Origin of the sequence: Pseudomonas sp. NPDC089743, from assembly GCF_044748785.1 — a bacterium.
Lineage (GTDB): Bacteria > Pseudomonadota > Gammaproteobacteria > Pseudomonadales > Pseudomonadaceae > Aquipseudomonas > Aquipseudomonas putida_X.
On record NZ_JBIVGS010000003.1, the window covers coordinates 241,670 to 259,981 of the forward strand.

An 18,312-nucleotide genomic window follows, 5' to 3' on the forward strand; every position below is an offset into this window, starting at 1 on the left:
CCATGAGCCTGCGCGCCGCGCTGTCGATCCTTGCACTTTCGCTGCTGGCCGGCTGCGTGTCGGGTGGTGCGAGCGACCCACTGGCCACGCACCAGGGGCGAGTGGAGGCAGGGCGTGCTTATGTGCAGCTCGGGCTTGGCTATCTGCAACAAGGTTTGACCGAACAGGCCAAGGCGCCGTTGGCCAGGGCACTGGCGCTGGATGCCAAGGATGCCGATGCGCACGCGGCGTTGGCGCTGGTGTTCCAGGCCCAAGGTGAAGCTGCGCTGGCCGAGCAACACTTCCAGAAAGCGTTGTCGGCACGCCCCGGTGACACGCGAATTCGCAACAATTACGGCAGTTTCCTATATGCTCAGCAGCGTTTCGCCGAAGCCGAGCAGATGTTTCGCCTCGCCAGCGCCGATACCCTGTATCCTGAACGTTCGCGCGTTTACGAGAACCTCGGCCTGACAGCCCTGAAGCTCGGCAACCGTGCCCAGGCGCAGGCGTACCTGAGCAAGGCTCTGCAACTCAATCAGCGGCAACCCAGAGCGTTGCTGGAAATGGCTGAGTTGTCCTACGAAAACAGGCATTATGTGCCGGCCCGGGGTTTCTACGATCGTTTCAGCCAGTTGAGCGATCACAATGCCCGTAGTCTCCTGCTGGGCAGCCGTCTTGCCCGGGTGTTCGACGAGCAGGGCACACAGGCCGAATTGGGCCAGCAACTACAACGACTTTATCCCGGTACGCCGGAATATCAGCAATACCTGTCGGAGCAACGATGAAAGCCGCGCATCCCGAAGTAGCAGCAGCGACTGGCCAGAACCCCGGTGAATTGTTGCGCCAGGCCCGCGAAAGACGGGAGTGGTCGCAAGCCGAGGTGGCCCGCAAGCTCAACCTCACCGTCAGTTCGCTGAACCACGTGGAAACCGGTGCCTTCGACAAGTTGCCAGGGCACACCTTCGCCCGTGGCTATATCCGTGCCTACGCCAAGCTGATGGACATGGACCAGGCGCCGCTGGTCGAGGCCTTCGACCAGTACACCGGCACCCATGCCAAGGGCAGCGACGTGCACTCACTGGGCCGCATCGAAGAGCCGGTGCGCCTTTCGCACAACATTCTGCGCGGCGTCAGCCTGTTGCTGCTGCTTGTGGTGGTCGGTGGCAGCTTCCTGTGGTGGCAGGACCAGGGCAGCCTGCGCGGCAAGGACCTGGCAAAGATCGCCCTGGAGCACGTCGAGGTCGAAAGCGCCGACGGTACCACCCAGATCCACCCGCTGGACGAGCCTGAAGACCAGGCCGTTACCTTGGGCCAGCAGGGCGAAAGCGCGCCGCTGCCGCTGGAGCAGGCACCTGCCGAGCCGGTGGCCGGGGCCGCCCCCGAGGCCGCCAGCGCCGCCGCCCCTGACGCCGCAGCACCCGCACCGGCCCAGCAGGCACCTGCCCAAGCTGCAGCGCCAGCGCCGACAACGGCAGCCGCACCGGCTGCATCGGCCTCGCCAACCGCACCCGTAGCCCAGGCCGCCCCCGTTGCGCCCGAGGCCAGCGTGCCGGCCAGTACCGCCGAGCCTGCCGCCGTACCTGCCGGCAGCGCCAAGGTAGCCATCCAGTTCACCGCCGATTGCTGGACCCAGGTGTCCGATGGCAACGGCAAGGTGCTGTTCAGCGCCATCAAGCGCAAGGGCGACAACCTCGAGTTGACCGGCAAGCCGCCGTTCGCGGTACGCCTGGGCTTTGCCCGCGGCGCCCAGGTCAGCTACAACGGCCAAGCCGTCGATGTCGCCCCGTTCACCAGTGGCGAAACCGCTCGCCTGAAGTTGGGACAGTAAGTCATGCACGGCGAATCTCCGATCAAACGTCGCGAATCCCGCAAAATCTGGGTCGGCAATGTACCGGTGGGTGGTGATGCCCCCATTGCGGTGCAGAGCATGACCAACACCGACACCAATGATGTCGCCGCCACAGTGGGCCAGATCCAGCGCCTGGTCGATGCCGGTGTAGACATCGTCCGTGTTTCGGTGCCGGACATGGACGCCGCCGAGGCGTTCGGCAAAATCAAGCAACTGGTCAGCGTACCGCTGGTCGCTGACATCCACTTCGACTACAAGATCGCGTTGCGCGTGGCCGAACTGGGCGTCGACTGCCTGCGTATCAACCCGGGCAACATCGGCCGTGAGGACCGTGTTCGTGCTGTGGTCGATGCCGCTCGTGACCGTGGCATTCCGATCCGTATCGGTGTCAACGCAGGCTCCCTGGAAAAGGACCTGCAGAAGAAATATGGCGAGCCGACCCCGGCGGCGTTGGTCGAATCGGCCCTGCGCCATGTGGAGCACCTCGATCGCCTGGATTTCCAGGACTTCAAGGTCAGCGTCAAGGCCTCCGACGTGTTCATGGCCGTCGAAGCCTATCGCTTGCTGGCCAAGCAGATCATCCAGCCGCTGCACCTGGGTATCACCGAGGCCGGTGGGCTGCGCTCCGGCACGGTGAAATCCGCCGTCGGCCTCGGTATGCTGCTGGCCGAAGGCATCGGCGATACCATCCGCATTTCGCTGGCGGCCGACCCGGTCGAGGAAGTCAAGGTCGGCTACGACATCCTCAAGTCGCTGCACCTGCGTTCGCGTGGCATCAACTTCATCGCCTGCCCGAGCTGCTCGCGGCAGAATTTCGATGTGGTCAAGACCATGAACGAACTGGAAGGGCGCCTGGAAGACCTGCTGGTACCGCTGGATGTGGCGGTGATCGGTTGTGTGGTCAACGGCCCTGGCGAAGCGAAGGAAGCCCACGTGGGCCTGACCGGCGGCACGCCGAACCTGATTTACATCGATGGCAAGCCGGCGCAGAAACTGACCAATGACAACCTGGTCGATGAGCTGGAAAAGCTCATCCGCCAGAAAGCGGCCGAAAAGGTCGAGGCCGACGCGGCGCTGATCGCCCGCGGCTGACACACAGATTCGTAAGGACTTTTCGTGAGCAAATCGCTGCAAGCCATCCGTGGCATGAACGACATCCTGCCAGAGCAGTCGCCGCTGTGGCGCTACTTCGAAGGCACCGTCGCCGGGCTGCTGGACACCTATGGGTACAGCCAGATCCGCACGCCGATCGTCGAGTTCACCGAGCTGTTCAAGCGCTCCATCGGTGAAGTCACCGACATCGTCGAAAAAGAGATGTACACCTTCGAGGACCGCAATGGCGATTCGCTGACCCTGCGCCCCGAAGGCACGGCTGCCTGCGTACGTGCGGTGCTCGAGCACGGCATCACCGGCAACGGCCAGGTGCAGAAACTGTGGTACATCGGCCAGATGTTCCGCCACGAGCGCCCGCAGAAGGGCCGCTACCGCCAGTTCCACCAGATTGGCGTCGAGGTGTTCAACCTGGACGGCCCGGACATCGATGCCGAGCTGATCATGCTGACCTGGCGTTTGTGGGGCCTGCTGGGCATCCAGGATGCGGTCAAGCTCGAGCTGAACAGCCTGGGCACCAGCGAGGCCCGCGCCCGCTACCGTGACGCGCTGGTCGAGTTCCTCTCGGCGCGCCTGGAGCAACTCGACGAAGACAGCCAGCGCCGCCTCAAGAGCAATCCGCTGCGCATCCTCGACAGCAAAAACCCCGATACTCAGGCGGTGCTGGTCGGCGCGCCGAAGCTGGAAGACTACCTCGACGAAGACTCCCGGGTGCACTTCGAGGGCCTCAAGGCCCGTCTGGATGCTGCCGGTATTCCATTCGTGATCAACACCAAGCTGGTGCGTGGCCTGGACTACTACAGCAAGACCGTGTTCGAGTGGGTCACCGACAAGCTTGGCGCCCAGGGCACTGTCTGCGCAGGCGGCCGCTACGATGGCCTGGTAGAGCAGATGGGTGGAAAGCCGACCACCGGCGTTGGTTTCGCCATGGGTATCGAGCGCCTGATCCTGCTGCTGGAGACCCTGGGCAAGGTCCCGGAATCCATCAACCGCCAGATCGATGTGTACCTGTGCGCCTTTGGCGAACAGGCGGAGCTGGCTGGCCTGCGCTTGTCCGAAAGCCTGCGCGACCGTCTGCCGGGCCTGCGCCTGGCGGTCAACGCCGGTGGCGGCAGCTTCAAGAGCCAGTTCAAGAAAGCCGACAAGAGCGGCGCGTTGTTTGCCCTGATCCTGGGTGACGACGAGCTGGCCAAGCAAGAGATTGGCCTCAAGCCCCTGCGTGGTCAGGGCGAACAACAGAACATTGCCTGGGATGCTCTGGCTGAGCACCTGGAAACCGCGATCGCTCAGGCGTAACGCGGTTCAACAAGCGAATAGGCGAAAAGGAGTATTGGGGTGTCGAGTACCGATGATGATGACCTGGCAGGGTTCAAGGACTGGTGGAGCCGCAACGGCAAGCCACTGCTGACCGGTGCACTGCTGGCGGGCGTGGTGGTTTTGGGTTGGAACGCGTGGCACAAGTACCAGGACAACCAGTCGCAAGGCGCATCGCAGCTGTATCAGGCCCTGCTTGAAACCAGCCTGACGCCGAGCGGGCAGCCGGACGCGGCCAAGGTCGCTGAGTTGGCCGGCAAGCTCAAGAGCGAGTTTGGTGGTACCGCCTACGCCCAATACGGCAGCCTGTTCGTGGCCAAGGTCGCGGTCGAGAGCGGCAAGCTCGACGACGCCGCTGCCGAGCTGAAGAATGTGCTCGACAAGCCTGCTGACGACACCCTGGGCGAAATTTCGCGCCAGCGCCTGGCACGCGTGCTCGCGGCTCAGAACAAGGCCGAAGATGCGCTCAAGCTGCTCGACGGTGACGCTGACAAGGCGTTTCTGGCCAGCCGTGAAGAATTGAAGGGCGACCTGCTGGTGCAGTTGGGTCGTGCCGACGATGCTCACAGCGCTTATGAAAAAGCCAAGGCCGCGCTGTCCGATGAGGCGGCGGTCGGTGGCTTGCAACTGAAGCTGGATGACTTGGCCAAAGGGGACGCGTGACGTGATCGGTTGGAAACAAGCAGCAGTGCTGACCCTGGCCGTACTGGCCGCAGGTTGCAGCAGCAACAGCAAGAAGGAACTGCCTCCGGCCGAACTGACCAAGTTCACCGAAGAAGTGGTACTGAAAAAACAGTGGAGCCGTTCGATCGGTGACGGCCAGGGCGAGACTTACAATACCCTGGTACCCGCCATCGAGAACGACCGCATCTACGCCAGCGACGTCAATGGCGAAGTCTTCGCCCTCGACCGCATCACGGGCGACGTCGTGTGGAAGAAGGACCTGGAGCTGCCGGTTTCCGGCGCCGTCGGCGTTGGCTATGGCCTGGTCATGCTCGGCACGCTCAAGGGTGAGGTGATTGCCCTGGACTCCAGCACCGGTGAAGAGCGCTGGCGCTCCCGCGTCACCAGTGAAGTGCTGGCGCCGCCTGCCAACAACGGTGACGTTGTGGTGGTGCAGACCCAGGACGACCGCCTGATCGGGCTCGATGCCGCTACCGGCGACCGCCGCTGGATCTACGAGAGCACTCCGGCTGTCCTGACCCTGCGGGGCACCGGTGCGCCGATCGTCACTAACCGTCTGGCCGTCGCCGGCCTTTCCACCGGTAAAGTGGTGGCGGTCGACATCAACAACGGCGTGCCAGTTTGGGAGAGCCGTGTGGCCATCCCGCAGGGCCGTTCCGAGCTGGACCGTGTGGTCGACATCGACGGCGGCCTGCTGCTGTCCGGTGGCACGCTGTACGTCAGCACCTACCAGGGCCGCGTAGCGGGCCTGGACCTGGAGAGCGGCCGTGTGCTGTGGCAGCGTGATGCGTCGAGCTACGTGGGTGTCGCCCAAGGTTTCGGCAACGTCTATGTCAGCGAGGCCTCAGGCAGTGTCGAAGGTGTCGACGAGCGCTCTTCCAGCGCCCTGTGGACCAACGACTCGATGGCCCGCCGTCAATTGTCGGCGCCGGAAGTGTTCTCCAGTTACGTGGCTGTAGGTGACTTCGAAGGTTACCTGCACCTGCTCAGCCAGGTCGACGGCCGTTTCGTCGGCCGTGAGCGTATCGACAGCGATGGCCTGCGCGCCCGGCCCCTGGTGGTCGGCGACACCATCTATGTCTTTGGCAACAGCGGCAAGCTCGAGGCACTGACCATCCGCTGAAGCTATGCTCAAGACCACGACAGGTCTTGAGTTGCGGCGTAGGACACGCCGCCCGAACTCCGGCCGCTGCCTTGCAGCGGCCTTTGCATTTTCAAGAATTCAAGAGTGGAGAGCCGCATGGTTCCCGTAATCGCCCTGGTGGGACGGCCGAACGTCGGCAAATCCACCATGTTCAACCGCCTGACCAAAACCCGCGATGCCATCGTGGGTGACCTGTCGGGTCTGACCCGTGACCGCCAGTATGGTGATGCCAGCTGGCAGGGTCGCTCCTTCATCCTGATCGACACCGGTGGTATCACCGGTGACGAAGTGGGCATGGACGAGAAGATGGCCGAGCAGTCGTTGATGGCTATCGAAGAAGCCGACTACGTGCTGTTCCTGGTCGACGCCCGCGCCGGTATGACTGCCGCCGACCAGATGATTGCCGAGCACCTGCGCAAGCGGAACAAGTCGGCCATCCTGGTGGCCAACAAGATCGACAACATCGACGCCGACGTCGCCCGCGCCGAGTTTTCGCCGCTGGGTATGGGCAATGCCATTCCGGTGGCGGGCTCCCAGGGCCGTGGCATCAATCAGCTGATGGAGTCGGTGCTGGGCCACATTCCTCGCGATGCTGAGGAAGAAGCCCTCGACCAGGAGGTTGCCGAAGGCGAGGAAGCGGTACGCATCCCCGGCCCGAGCGAAAAGGATGGCATCAAGATCGCCATCATCGGCCGCCCCAACGTGGGCAAGTCGACCCTGGTCAACCGCATGCTCGGCGAAGAGCGCGTGGTGGTCTACGACCAGCCGGGTACCACCCGTGACAGTATCTACATCCCGTTCGAGCGCGATAACGAGAAGTACACCTTCATCGACACCGCGGGTGTGCGCAAGCGCGGCAAGATCCACGAGGAAGTCGAAAAGTTCTCGGTGGTGAAGACGCTGCAGGCGATCAAGGACGCCAACGTGGTGATCTTCGTCATGGATGCCCGCGAGGGGGTGGTCGACCACGACCTCAACCTGCTGGGCTTCGCCCTGGAAGCGGGCCGCGCCATCGTCATCGCCCTGAACAAGTGGGACGGCATGGAGCCGGGTGAGCGTGACTACGTCAAGACCGAGCTGGAGCGCCGGCTGTTCTTCGTCGACTTTGCCGACATCCACTTCATCTCGGCGCTGCACGGCACCGGCGTGGGTCACCTGTACAAGTCGGTGCAGGCCGCGTTCAAATCGGCGGTCACCCGCTGGCCAACCAGCCGTCTGACGCAGATCCTCGAAGACGCCGTCAGTGAGCACCAGCCTCCGCTGGTCAATGGCCGCCGCATCAAGCTGCGCTATGCCCACCTCGGGGGTGCCAACCCGCCGCTGATCGTGATCCACGGCAACCAGACCGAGAAGATCCCCAAGTCGTACTCGCGTTACCTGGAAAACACCTACCGCCGCGTGCTGAAACTGGTCGGTACGCCGATCCGCATCGAGTACAAGGGCGGTGAGAACCCGTATGAGGGCAAGAAGAACACCCTCACCGACCGCCAGGTCAACAAGAAGCGCCGCTTGATGTCGCACCACAAGAAAGCCGAGAAGAAGCGCCGCGACAAGCGCTGACAAGCGGCAGACTTCAAGTCGCAAGCCACAAGAATGAGCGGACGCTGATACATGTCGCTTTTTCTTGTGGCTTGGAGCTTGTAGCTTATAGCTCTCCGTCCCGCAGGAAAGAGGGCTCCATGATCCGCAGCAAACTGCCGAACGTCGGCACGACCATCTTCACCACCATGTCCCAGCTCGCTGTGCAGACGGGCGCGCTCAACCTGTCCCAGGGCTTCCCTGACTTCAATGGCCCGCAGGCCCTGCTCGATGCAGTGGGCCGGCACGTGGCTGCCGGGCACAACCAGTATTCGCCAATGACCGGCCTGCCGGCCTTGCGCCAGCAGGTGGCTGCCAAGGTGGCGCGGCTGTACGGTGCGCAGGTGGATGCCGACCAGGAAGTGACCATCACCCCCGGTGCCACCGAGGCGATTTTCTGTGCCATCCAGGCAGTGGTGCATGCGGGTGACGAGGTGATTGTCTTCGACCCGTGTTACGACAGCTATGAGCCTTCGGTGGCGCTGGCCGGTGGTCGCTGCGTGCATGTGCAACTGAGCGACGGCGACTTCCGTATCGACTGGCAGAAGTTCAGCGATGCCCTGAGCCCGCGCACCCGCATGGTCATCCTCAATTCGCCGCACAACCCCAGTGGCGCGCTGATCACCCGCGAAGACCTTGAGCAGTTGGCAACGCTCGTTGCCGACCGCGATATCTACCTGATCAGCGACGAAGTCTACGAGCACCTGGTTTACGACGGCGTCCGCCACGCCAGCGTGCTGGCCCACGAACAGCTGTATCAACGTGCCTTTGTGGTCAGCTCGTTCGGCAAGACGTACCACGTCACTGGCTGGAAGACCGGCTACGTGATCGCGCCTGCGGCGTTGAGTGCAGAGCTGCGCAAGGTGCACCAGTACGTCAACTTCTGTGGCGTGACGCCGCTGCAGTGCGCCCTGGCCGACTTCATGGCCGAGCACCCCGAGCATATCGACGAGTTGCCGGCCTTCTACCAGGGCAAGCGTGACGTGTTCTGCGGTTTGCTGGAGGGTTCGCGTTTCAACTTTACCCGCACGGCGGGCACTTATTTCCAGCTGGTGGACTATTCGCAGATCCGGCCAGACCTGAACGACGTCGACATGGCCCTTTGGCTCACCCGTGAACACGGCGTTGCGACCATTCCAGTGTCGGTGTTCTACCAGCGACCCATCCCCGAGCAACGCCTGATACGCCTGTGCTTTGCCAAACGTGAGGAGACGCTGCGTCAGGCAGCGGAAAAACTATGCGCGATCTGAGTGCACTGCCCAACCTGAAAATCGCCTTGGTGCAAACGGCCCTGGCCTGGCACGACCGCGAGGCCAATTACGCTCATTTCGAGGTTTTGCTCGACCAGGCTGGAGATGCCGACCTGGTGATCCTCCCCGAGATGTTCACCACGGGTTTTTCCATGGAATCGGAAAGCCTGGCCGAGCCTGAGAACGGCCCGACGTACAAATGGCTCAAGGCGCAGGCCAAGCGCATCAACGCCGTGGTTACCGGCAGCGTGATCATCCAGGCCGCCGATGGCAGCCACCGCAACCGCTTGCTGTGGGCGCGGCCGGACGGCGAGATCCTGTTCTACGACAAACGCCACCTGTTCCGCATGGCCGGTGAACACAAGCATTACACCCCGGGTGAGCGTCAGGTGCAGTTCGAGATCAAGGGTTGGCGGGTACGCCCGCTGATCTGCTACGACCTGCGGTTCCCGGTGTGGAGCCGCGATGCTCAGGATACCGACCTGCTGTTGTACACCGCGAACTGGCCGGCAGCGCGCCGCCAGCACTGGAACCGGCTGCTGCCGGCGCGGGGTATCGAAAACCTGTGCTTCGTGGCCGCGGTGAACCGGGTGGGCACCGATGGCAAGGGTTTCGCGTATTCAGGCGACAGCCAGGTGCTGGATTTTCAGGGTGAAAGCCTGCTCAGCGCAGGTGAGGCTGATGGCGTGTTCACGGTGGTGCTGCGGGCAGCGGAGCTCGCCAACTACCGCACCCGCTTCCCGGCCAACCTGGATGCCGATACCTTCGAGCTGCACTGAGTCTGCACGGCCAATCGCCGGCAAGCCGGCTCCCACCGGTGCGGCGCAGGCTCAAGATAGCGGACTGCCCCAAGACATTGGATTGCTGTCCAACTTCTTGGGGCAGTCCACATTAGAGTGGGAGCCGGCTTGCCGGCGATGGGGCCGGTGCTGGCTGCATCACCCCCCGATCAGTAAACATCCCGCCGATAACGCCCATCTTCGATCAACTGCTCGACAACCGCTTCGCCGAGCATGCCTTTGAGCGCCGCATCGACACCGGCCGCCATCCCTTGCAGGCTGCCGCAGACATACACATAAGCCCCATCGGCAACCCAGCGCTTGAACGCTTCGGCCTGCTGCAGCAATACATCCTGCACATACACCTTCTCGGCCTGATCACGCGAGAACGCCAGGTCCAGCCGCGCCAGGTCGCCGTTAGCCAGCCAGCCTTGCAGCTCATCGCCACACAGCAGGTCATGCGCGCGGTTACGCTCGCCGAACAACAGCCAGTTGCGCTGCTCGCCGGCATTGACCCGCGCCCGCAGCAGGCTGCGCAGGCCCGCAATGCCAGTGCCGTTGCCGATCAGGATCATCGGCGCGGCGCTTTCGGGCAAATGGAAACCACTGTTGCGGCGCAGGCGCAGGCCAAGGGTGCCTGCGACTGGCAGGTATTCGGTCAGCCAGCCAGAGCCCAGGCCAAGGGTGCCATCGGGGTGACGCTCCTGGCGTACGATCAGTTCCAGCACACCATCGCTGGCGATCGAGGCGATGGAATATTCGCGGCTGCCGATCGGTACCAGCGCATCGATCAGGGCTTGTGGCTGCAAGCCGATCAGGTGCTCCCGCTGGGTGGGTAGCTGGCGGCTTGCCAGGGCCTGTGCGAGGGTTTCGTTCAGGCCGTGAAGCTGCACTGTAGCGTTGGCGTCGACGGCCAGGCCGCTGAGGAATGCATCCACGCGTGGCTGGCCATTGAGCGGCAGAATTTCAACCAGGTCACCGGCCTCCCAGCTGGCGGGCGCTTCGCAGCGCAGGCCGATCAGGTAGACCGCTTGCCCTTGGCTGCCAGGGTTGAGCCGTTCGCGGCTGACCAAGGTCCAGTTGCCGAAACTTGGCGGTTGCCAGGCAGCGACGGGCTGGGCGCCAGTCAGCTGCGCCAGCTCCTGTTGCCATTGCTGCAGGGCCGCCTGGTCGGCGTTGTCCACCTCCACCGGGCTGAACGCCGTGCTGGCACCGCGCTCGCCGAGCCATGCCTGCAGGCGCCGGGCAAAGCCGCAGAAGTGCGGGTACTGGCGATCACCGAGCGCCAGCACGGCATAGCTGAGGCCGTTCAGTGCCCAAGGCTGGCCCAGCACCTTGCGCTCGAAGGCTCGGGCGCTGTCAGGCGCCTCGCCGTCACCGAACGTACTGACGACGAACAGCGCGCGGCGCGTCTGGCGCAGGTCCTCTTCGCCCAGATCGGCAAGCGCACGTACTTGCACCGGCAAGCCTGCCGCCTGCAGCTGGCCGGCGCTCTGCCAGGCCAATTGCTCGGCGAAACCGCTCTGGCTGGCAAAGCCGATCAACCAGCTGTCGCCGCTGCTGGCAGTGCTGTCGACGCTGCCACGGGCGGCGCGGACCTGGCGTTTTTTGCGGCGGCGATCGAGGTACAGCAGCCAACCGGTGACGAAGAACAGCGGCATGGTCAGGCTGGCGAGGGTGACGATGATCCGCCCCGGCAGGCCGAAGTATTCACCCACGTGCAAGGCATAGACACTTTGCAACAGCTGGGCCTTGAAGGACTTTTCGCTGTAGCGCTCGTGGCTTTTCACCTGGCCGGTGGCCGGGTCCAGGGTCAGGGTATCGAAGGCGCGTGGGTGCGCAGCGCTGTCGAGCAGGTAGAACAGGCTGGCGGGCTGGCCCCCAGCAGGCGGCAGACGCAGGTTGTACATGGCAAGGCGTGGGCCGGCAGCGTTTTTCAGGCTGGCCCAGATGGCGTCGTAGTCGACCACCAGCGGCGGCGCGTTCTTGTCCACCTTCTGCGGCCCATGGCGGCCACGACCTTCGCCGCGCTTGTGCTGCTGCCCTGCGGCAGGGGCGTCGGCCAGCAGCCTGTTCAGGCCTTCGCGGTACCATTCGTAGGACCAGAACAGCCCGGTCAGCGCGAACAGAAGGTAGAACAGCAGGCACCAGGTGCCTGCAACGGCGTGCAGGTCCCAATTGAAGGCGCGGCCTTTTTTGGCCCAGTCCAAGGTCAGCCAGGTGCGCCAGTTCAGGGCTTTGCGCGGCCAGCGCAGGTACAGGCCGGAGAGGCAGAAAAACACCAGCATCAGGGTGCAGGCGCCCGTGATTTGCCGGCCCGTGTCACCCATGGCGAGGAACCGGTGCAGGGTGAGCATCAGTTTGAAGAAGTCTTGCCCTGCGGCCTGGCCCTTGAGCTCACCGGTATAGGGGTCGGCATAGCGCAGCTCACCGCGGCGCTCGCCCGGTGGTGGTGTGAAGAACACCCGTGCGGCGTTGCCTTCGCGTACATCTACCCACAGCATCGACACTTTGTCGCCTTGAGCGGCCTCGACCCGGCGCACCAGCTCAGCCGGAGGCAGCACACCCTCGGCGCGGACCTCGACGTTCAAGACATCGGCGTTGAAAGCACGCAGGAGTTCTTCCTGGAACGAATAGAGCGCCCCGGTAATGCCCATCAAGGCCAGCACCAGGCCGGCGGTGATGCCAAAGAACCAGTGCAATTGGAACAGTGTCTTCTTCACCACATCGATCACCTTGTATTGCTGCCGCGCCTGGCGCGGCGTGCATTATGCCTTGATACGCAAAAGCCCCGCTCACAGGAATGAACGGGGCTCCGGGCTGTTGCTTCAGAAGTGGACGCTGGTGGTCAGCAATGCGGTCCGGCCCGCCGCCTGGTTGGCGAAGTGGGTGGAAAACGCCTTGTCGTAGTACACCTCATTGGTGAGGTTCTGCACGTTCAGTTGCAGGTCGATGTTCTTGGTCAGCTTGTAGGCAGCCATGGCGTCGTAACGTACATAGCTGTCGACCATGGTGGTGTTGGCCACGTTGCCGTAGACGTCATCCACATAGAACGCGCCGCCGCCGACCGTCAGTTTCGGGGTGATCGAGTATGTGGTCCACAGGCTGGCGCTGTTGTTCGGCGTGTTGGGCAACTGGTTGCCGTCGTTGGCCTTGCCCAGCGGGCCGCCGTCGACCTGGCGGGCCTGCAGGTAGGTGTAGCCGGCGAACACTTGCCACTTGTCGGTAAGCTTGCCGCTGGCCGACAGTTCGATGCCTTGCACACGGGTTTCGCCGACGTTTTCGTAGGTGGTGGTGTCCACCTGCACACGGGCGTTTTCCTTTTCGGTGCGGAACAACGCGGCGGCCAGGGACAGGCGCTCGTCGAGCAGATCCCACTTGGTGCCGATTTCGTAGTTGGTGGTTTCTTCCGGCTCCATGTCGCTGGCCAGGATGTTGCCACCACGGTCGGTGGTGCCCGACAGCGGGTTGCCTTCGGTTCCCTCGCCGAGCATCGCCCCGGGCGGGGTGGCGGAAGTGGCATAGGAAACGTAGATGCTGCCGTTCTCAGCCGGTTTCCAGACCAGGCCCAGCTGGCCGGTGAAGAACTCGCTGGTGTCGCGGCCTTTGGTCTGAACGCCGTTCTTGTTCACCACTGTCGCGCCCGAGGCATCGTACGTGCGGAACTTCGTGTCAAAGTGGTCGTAACGCAGGCCCATGTTCAACAACCACTCAGGCGTCAGTTCCAGCGTGTCGAAGGCGTAGATTGCACGGGTCTTGCTGCTGGTTTTGGTGCCGGCGTAGTTGCGCGAGATAGTGCCATCCCAGACATCGTCGGGGTTCGGGTCGCTCAGCGATGTACAGCTGCCACCATTGCTCGGGCCGGTGCAGGTGAGCTTGCTGTTTGGCGACACCGCGTAGCTCTGGCGGTCCGAGTCCTCCTTGCTGAACTCGACCCCTGTGGAGAAGCTGTTCTTGAAACCGCCCACGAAGAACTCACCGAACAGGTCGGTCTGGTTGGTGGTGGTGGCCGTGTTGCCCACACGGGTGTTGGCACGCCGCCATACGCCGTTGTTGTTGACGTTGCCAATGCTGTCGTCTGGCTGGGTCAGGATGTAGTCCTGCATGCTGTTGCCATGACGCAGGGTGTTCTTGATGGTCAACGATTCGCTCAGGTCGTGTTCCACGGCGATAGTGGCGATGTCCACACGGGTCTTGCGGAAGTCGCGACCGGTCAGGCCATAGAAGTTGTCGCTGTCGCCACCGTCGATCGGCTTGCTCGGGTGCGCCGAGGTACGTGCGCCGCTGCCTCCGGTCGGGATGCTGTACGGGATGCCCGAATCCGGCAGGTCGTCGCTTTCCAGGTGGTAGTAGTCGAGGTTGACGCGGGTTGGCGTGCCCAGGCCGAAGGCCAGGGAGGGGGCGATACCCCAGCGGTCATAGTTGACCTTGTCACGGCCGGCGACGTTGCTCTCGTGGGTCATCAGGTTGAGCCGGCCGGCAGCGGTGTCGCTGAACTGGTAGTTGCCGTCGAAGGTGTAGCGTTGGGTCTGGTCGCTGCCCCAGGTCCAGGCACCGTCCAGGGAGTTGCCCAGGTGTGCACGCTTGCTCACCAGGTTGATGGTGCCGCCTGCCGCGCCGCGGCCACCGATGGCCGAGTTTGGGCCTTTGGCCACTTCCACCGATTCGATGGCGAAGATTTCACGGGTTTGCGCGCCGGTGTCGCGGACACCGTCCAGGTAGGTGTCACCCTGGGCGTCGAAACCACGAATGAACGGGCGGTCGCCTTGCGGGTTGCCGCCTTCGCCTGCACCAAAGGTGATGCCCGGTACGGTGCGCAGGGCATCCTGCAGGCTCAGGGCGTTGGTGTCCTTGATGACTTGCTGGGGGATGACGGTAACCGAGCGCGGGGTGTCCACCAACGGTGCGGTGTACTTCTGCGAGGAGGCCTTCTCGACCTTGTAATCGGTGCTGGCCTGTTCGGCCTTGCCGTTGACGCTGGTAGCATCGAGGGTAATGGCGCTGCTGGTAGCGGGATCGGCGGCGTAGGCGGACGAAGCGCTCAGGGCGACGCCGATGGCGGACACGATCAGGCGTGGCGAACTCACTGCAGATGGCACGTATTGACGCATTGTTATGGACCTTCCCCAAGGTGTGAAGGCCGCGGATCATAATGCAAGTGATTGTAGGTCACAATTGAGAGTCGTTACCATTCACTGCGAATTTACAATCTTTACAAATTTTCTTTACGGTCAAAGGAAGCTGAAACGTCTCGGCTGCAGAAAGGGCTTGTGTGGCGTAAAAGGGAATCAATATCATTGGCTTCTTTACAATTCGCTACGGTGCTGCCGCCATGCTGCTTCATATTCCCGGCCTGTTCGACGCCGACGAGCTTGCCCGCATTCGCGCGGCACTGGAGCAGGCTGATTGGGCCGATGGCAAGGTCACGGCCGGCTATCAGTCGGCCAAGGCCAAGCACAACTTGCAGCTGCCAGAAGGCCACGCGCTGGCGAAGGAAATCGGTAGCGCGCTGATCGACCGCCTGTGGAAAACGCCGCGGTTCATGTCGGCGGCCCTGCCGCATAAAGTCTTCCCGCCACTGATCAACTGCTACCGTGAGGGTGGCAACTTCGGCTTCCACATCGACAATGCCCTGCGCCAGCCCAAAGGCAGCCCGGAGCGGGTGCGCACTGACCTTTCCTCTACGCTTTTTCTCAGCGATCCGGACAGCTATGACGGTGGCGAGTTGGTGATTCAACACACCTATGGCGAGCAACAGGTCAAGCTGGCGGCCGGTGACCTGGTGCTGTACCCGGGCACGAGCCTGCACAAGGTCAACCCGGTGACGCGCGGCGTGCGTTATGCGGCCTTCTTCTGGACCCAGAGCCTGGTGCGGGAGGACAGCCAGCGTGCGTTGCTGTTCGAGATGGACAATGCCATCCAGCAACTCACTGCCGATGTGCCGGAGCACCCCTCGTTGCTGCAATTGACTGGCACCTACCATAACCTGCTGCGCCGCTGGGCAGAGGTCTGAGCCGTGTCCTATCCGTTGCGCCGTGAAGAAGTGGTGGATGTCGCCGGCCTGAAGGCCATGCTTGAAGATAGCCCGGGCAAAGCCGCCCAAGCCATTCTCGCGGCGGCAGGGCAGGGCGTGATCGAGGCCCAGTTGCTGCTCGGGCAGATCCTGCTCGACGGCCGCGGCATCGAAGCGGATGCCGGAGTGGCCCGGCGCTGGTTCGGTATTGCCGCCCAGGGTGGCAGCGCCATGGCGCACAATATGCTCGGGCGGTGCCTGGAGCATGGTTGGGGTGGCGAGGTGAATGTGGCGCAGGCTGCGGTTCACTATGCCCGCGCGGCCGATGCCGGGCTGGACTGGGGGTTGTATAACCTGGGCAACCTGCTGGCTACCGGGCGTGGGGTGCCGGCCAATCAGGCGCAGGCATTGATGTGCTACGAGAAGGCTGCGCAGCTGGGGCATGCCAAGTCGATGAACCTGTATGGGCGTTACCTGGAGCAGGGTATCGCTACGGCGCCAAGCCCGGTGCGGGCGGTGCGCTGGTATCGGCGCTCGGCCGAGGCGGGGGATTTTCGTGGGATGTTCAGTTTGGCGATGGTGCTGGCCGAGCGTGGCCAGATGGCCGAAGTGGGGCCATGGCTGGAGCGGGCGCGGGTTGAGGGCAACCTGAATTTTTTGCGCAGTGCGTTGGTGACCTTGCAGGGGGCTGGGCCAGGGTTGATGGCCTTTGCGGCGCGGTATGCCGCTGAGATAGAACAGCGCCAGGTGTGATGGTGTCGGCACTGGCCCCATCGCCGGCAAGCCGGCTCCCACATGGATTTGCGCTGGTCTTTGGAAATTGCTTCCACAGGTAAAGCGCAGGCCTGAGGAGCTGCGCGGCCGGGGTGGGAGCCGGCTTGCCGGCGATGGGGCCAAGCCAGGCACCAATGAAAACGGGGCCTTTCGGCCCCGTTCTGCATTACAGGTAGTAAGCCTTCAGCGGCGGGAAGCCGTTGAATTCCACTGCGCTGTAGCTGGTGGTGTAGGCACCGGTCGATAGCCAGTAGAGGCGGTCACCGATCGCCAGGTTCAGCGGCAGGCCGTACTTGTAGTGCTCGTACATGATGTCGGCGCTGTCGCAGGTCGGGCCGGCGATGACCACTTCTTCCATCTCGCCTTTCTTTTCAGTCCAGATCGGGAACTTGATGGACTCGTCCATGGTTTCGATCAGGCCGGAGAATTTGCCCACATCGGTGTACACCCAGCGCTCGACAGCGGTACGCGATTTGCGCGCAACAAGCACGACTTCGCTGACCAGGATACCGGCGTTGGCGATCAGCGAACGGCCTGGCTCAAGGATGATTTCCGGCAGGTCGTCACCGAAGTCTTCCTTCAGGAAGCGGATGATCTCTTCAGCGTAGGTTTCCAGGCTGTTGGTGCGGGTGATGTAGTTGGCCGGGAAGCCGCCACCCATGTTGATCAGCTTCAGCTCGATGCCGTCTTCTTCCTTCAGGCGCTCGAAGATCACTTTGACCTTGGCGATCGCGGCGTCCCACACACTGATGTCGCGCTGTTGCGAACCCACGTGGAAGGAAATGCCGTATGGCACCAGGCCCAGGTCGCGAGCCAGGATCAGCAGGTCCATGGCCATGTCGGTCTGGCAGCCGAACTTGCGCGACAGCGGCCAGTCGGCGGTGGTCGAGCCTTCGGTCAGGATGCGTACGTAGACCTTGGAGCCCGGGGCGGCCTTGGCGATATTGCGCAGGTCGGCTTCTGAATCGGTGGCGTACAGGCGCACACCTTTTTCAAAGAAGTAACGGATGTCCTTGGACTTCTTGATGGTGTTGCCGTAGCTGATGCGGTCGGCGCTGACGCCACGGCCCATGACCTTGTCCAGCTCATAGATCGAGGCGATGTCGAAGCTCGAGCCTTTCTCTTTGAGCAGGTCGATGATCTCGACCGCCGGGTTGGCCTTGACCGCGTAGTAGACCTTGGCGAACTCGAAACCGGCGCGCAGGTCGTCGTAGGCCTGGCTGATCATCTGGGTATCGATGAGTACGAACGGGGTTTCCTGCTTGTCGGCGAACGCCTTCATTTTCTGGAAGGTGTCACGCGCGAAATAGTCTTCGACCTGGATCGACATGCTCAGGGACTCCATGGGCAAACTGAAAAGATAAGTGGCTGCAAACTGAACGTCCTCCGTATCCCCACTTTGGTTCGCCTACTCAGTACTTGAGCCGGATGGATCGTTTCCAGCATGGACGTTCGGCGCGCACTTTAGGGCGTGAAGAACCCAAGATCAACAGGCAATCAGGGCGTGTCGGCCCACGATCGACGCGCTGCCACTTGAATAACCGACTCGTGTGACCAGCAGATGTTCCCTGAACCCTGGCAGGCGTAAAAAATTGTGGAATAGACCGTCTTTGGCCCATTTCGGGCAAGCCCGTTTCCATAGGCTTGGCGGGCTTTCTGCAAAGTGGCCTGGCCTGCAAAAAAAAGCGAAGGTGTTCATATTAATGGCCACGGTCATGGCTACTGCAGTGCCTGAAATTCCCCATAAATTTTTTGTTACCGACTGGCGGATTTCCTGCGTTTTATGAGGAGCACTGCTAATTTTCGCCATGGGCTACGGACCGAAGATGGTCAACCTG

Annotated in this window: 15 protein-coding genes; 11 read left to right on the forward strand and 4 right to left on the reverse strand. The window is 62.8% G+C overall.

Going from position 1 to position 18,312, the window contains the following annotated elements:
• Nucleotides 1-2: 2 nt before the first annotated feature.
• From pilW to ACIPZC_RS07990, 9 genes are all read left to right on the forward strand, one after another.
• Nucleotides 3-764: a type IV pilus biogenesis/stability protein PilW gene (gene pilW, locus ACIPZC_RS07950; protein WP_400626070.1), complete on the forward strand. Its 762-nt coding sequence runs from the start codon at nt 3-5 to the stop codon at nt 762-764.
• Nucleotides 761-1,807, forward strand: a complete 1,047-nt coding sequence (locus ACIPZC_RS07955) for a RodZ family helix-turn-helix domain-containing protein (RefSeq protein ID WP_349974817.1) — start codon at nt 761-763, stop codon at nt 1,805-1,807. Before pilW ends, ACIPZC_RS07955 begins: the two co-directional genes overlap by 4 nt.
• A gap of 3 nt (nt 1,808-1,810) precedes the next feature.
• On the forward strand, nt 1,811-2,920 hold the full coding sequence (gene ispG / locus ACIPZC_RS07960) for a flavodoxin-dependent (E)-4-hydroxy-3-methylbut-2-enyl-diphosphate synthase (RefSeq protein ID WP_012316136.1): 1,110 nt from the start codon (nt 1,811-1,813) through the stop codon (nt 2,918-2,920).
• A gap of 24 nt (nt 2,921-2,944) precedes the next feature.
• Nucleotides 2,945-4,234: a histidine--tRNA ligase gene (gene hisS / locus ACIPZC_RS07965; protein WP_241804188.1), complete on the forward strand. Its 1,290-nt coding sequence runs from the start codon at nt 2,945-2,947 to the stop codon at nt 4,232-4,234.
• Between the two features lie 39 nt (nt 4,235-4,273).
• The gene (locus ACIPZC_RS07970; protein ID WP_241804189.1) at nt 4,274-4,915 is read left to right on the forward strand and encodes a tetratricopeptide repeat protein; all 642 of its coding nucleotides are present in this window, start codon (nt 4,274-4,276) and stop codon (nt 4,913-4,915) included.
• Between the two features lies 1 nt (nt 4,916).
• Nucleotides 4,917-6,059, forward strand: coding sequence for an outer membrane protein assembly factor BamB (gene bamB, locus ACIPZC_RS07975; RefSeq protein WP_241804190.1), 1,143 nt, complete (start codon nt 4,917-4,919; stop codon nt 6,057-6,059).
• A gap of 117 nt (nt 6,060-6,176) precedes the next feature.
• Entirely contained in the window at nt 6,177-7,640 is a 1,464-nt protein-coding gene (gene der, locus ACIPZC_RS07980; RefSeq protein ID WP_241804191.1) for a ribosome biogenesis GTPase Der, read from the forward strand.
• Between the two features lie 119 nt (nt 7,641-7,759).
• Complete coding sequence (locus ACIPZC_RS07985; RefSeq protein WP_400626075.1) at nt 7,760-8,908, forward strand: pyridoxal phosphate-dependent aminotransferase; 1,149 nt, start codon at nt 7,760-7,762, stop codon at nt 8,906-8,908.
• Nucleotides 8,896-9,687: an amidohydrolase gene (locus ACIPZC_RS07990; protein ID WP_267818572.1), complete on the forward strand. Its 792-nt coding sequence runs from the start codon at nt 8,896-8,898 to the stop codon at nt 9,685-9,687. The genes ACIPZC_RS07985 and ACIPZC_RS07990 overlap by 13 nt, the downstream gene beginning before the upstream one ends.
• A 170-nt stretch (nt 9,688-9,857) precedes the next feature.
• On the opposite strand, the gene ACIPZC_RS07995 is transcribed toward ACIPZC_RS07990, so the two are convergent.
• Both ACIPZC_RS07995 and ACIPZC_RS08000 read right to left on the reverse strand, forming a co-directional pair.
• Nucleotides 9,858-12,413, reverse strand: coding sequence for a PepSY domain-containing protein (locus ACIPZC_RS07995; RefSeq protein WP_400626077.1), 2,556 nt, complete (start codon nt 12,411-12,413; stop codon nt 9,858-9,860).
• A 102-nt stretch (nt 12,414-12,515) separates the two neighbouring features.
• Nucleotides 12,516-14,798, reverse strand: a complete 2,283-nt coding sequence (locus ACIPZC_RS08000; protein WP_400626079.1) for a TonB-dependent receptor — start codon at nt 14,796-14,798, stop codon at nt 12,516-12,518.
• A 221-nt stretch (nt 14,799-15,019) separates the two neighbouring features.
• Between ACIPZC_RS08000 and ACIPZC_RS08005 the strand changes: the two genes are divergently transcribed.
• Nucleotides 15,020-15,700: a Fe2+-dependent dioxygenase gene (locus ACIPZC_RS08005; RefSeq protein ID WP_241804196.1), complete on the forward strand. Its 681-nt coding sequence runs from the start codon at nt 15,020-15,022 to the stop codon at nt 15,698-15,700.
• Nucleotides 15,701-15,703: 3 nt separating this feature from the next.
• Complete coding sequence (locus tag ACIPZC_RS08010) at nt 15,704-16,453, forward strand: tetratricopeptide repeat protein (protein ID WP_400626082.1); 750 nt, start codon at nt 15,704-15,706, stop codon at nt 16,451-16,453.
• A 187-nt stretch (nt 16,454-16,640) separates the two neighbouring features.
• On the opposite strand, the gene ACIPZC_RS08015 is transcribed toward ACIPZC_RS08010, so the two are convergent.
• Nucleotides 16,641-17,804, reverse strand: coding sequence for a type III PLP-dependent enzyme (locus ACIPZC_RS08015; protein WP_012316125.1), 1,164 nt, complete (start codon nt 17,802-17,804; stop codon nt 16,641-16,643).
• A 156-nt stretch (nt 17,805-17,960) separates the two neighbouring features.
• On the reverse strand, nt 17,961-18,284 hold the full coding sequence (locus ACIPZC_RS08020) for a hypothetical protein (protein WP_400626084.1): 324 nt from the start codon (nt 18,282-18,284) through the stop codon (nt 17,961-17,963).
• Nucleotides 18,285-18,312 lie beyond the last annotated feature (28 nt).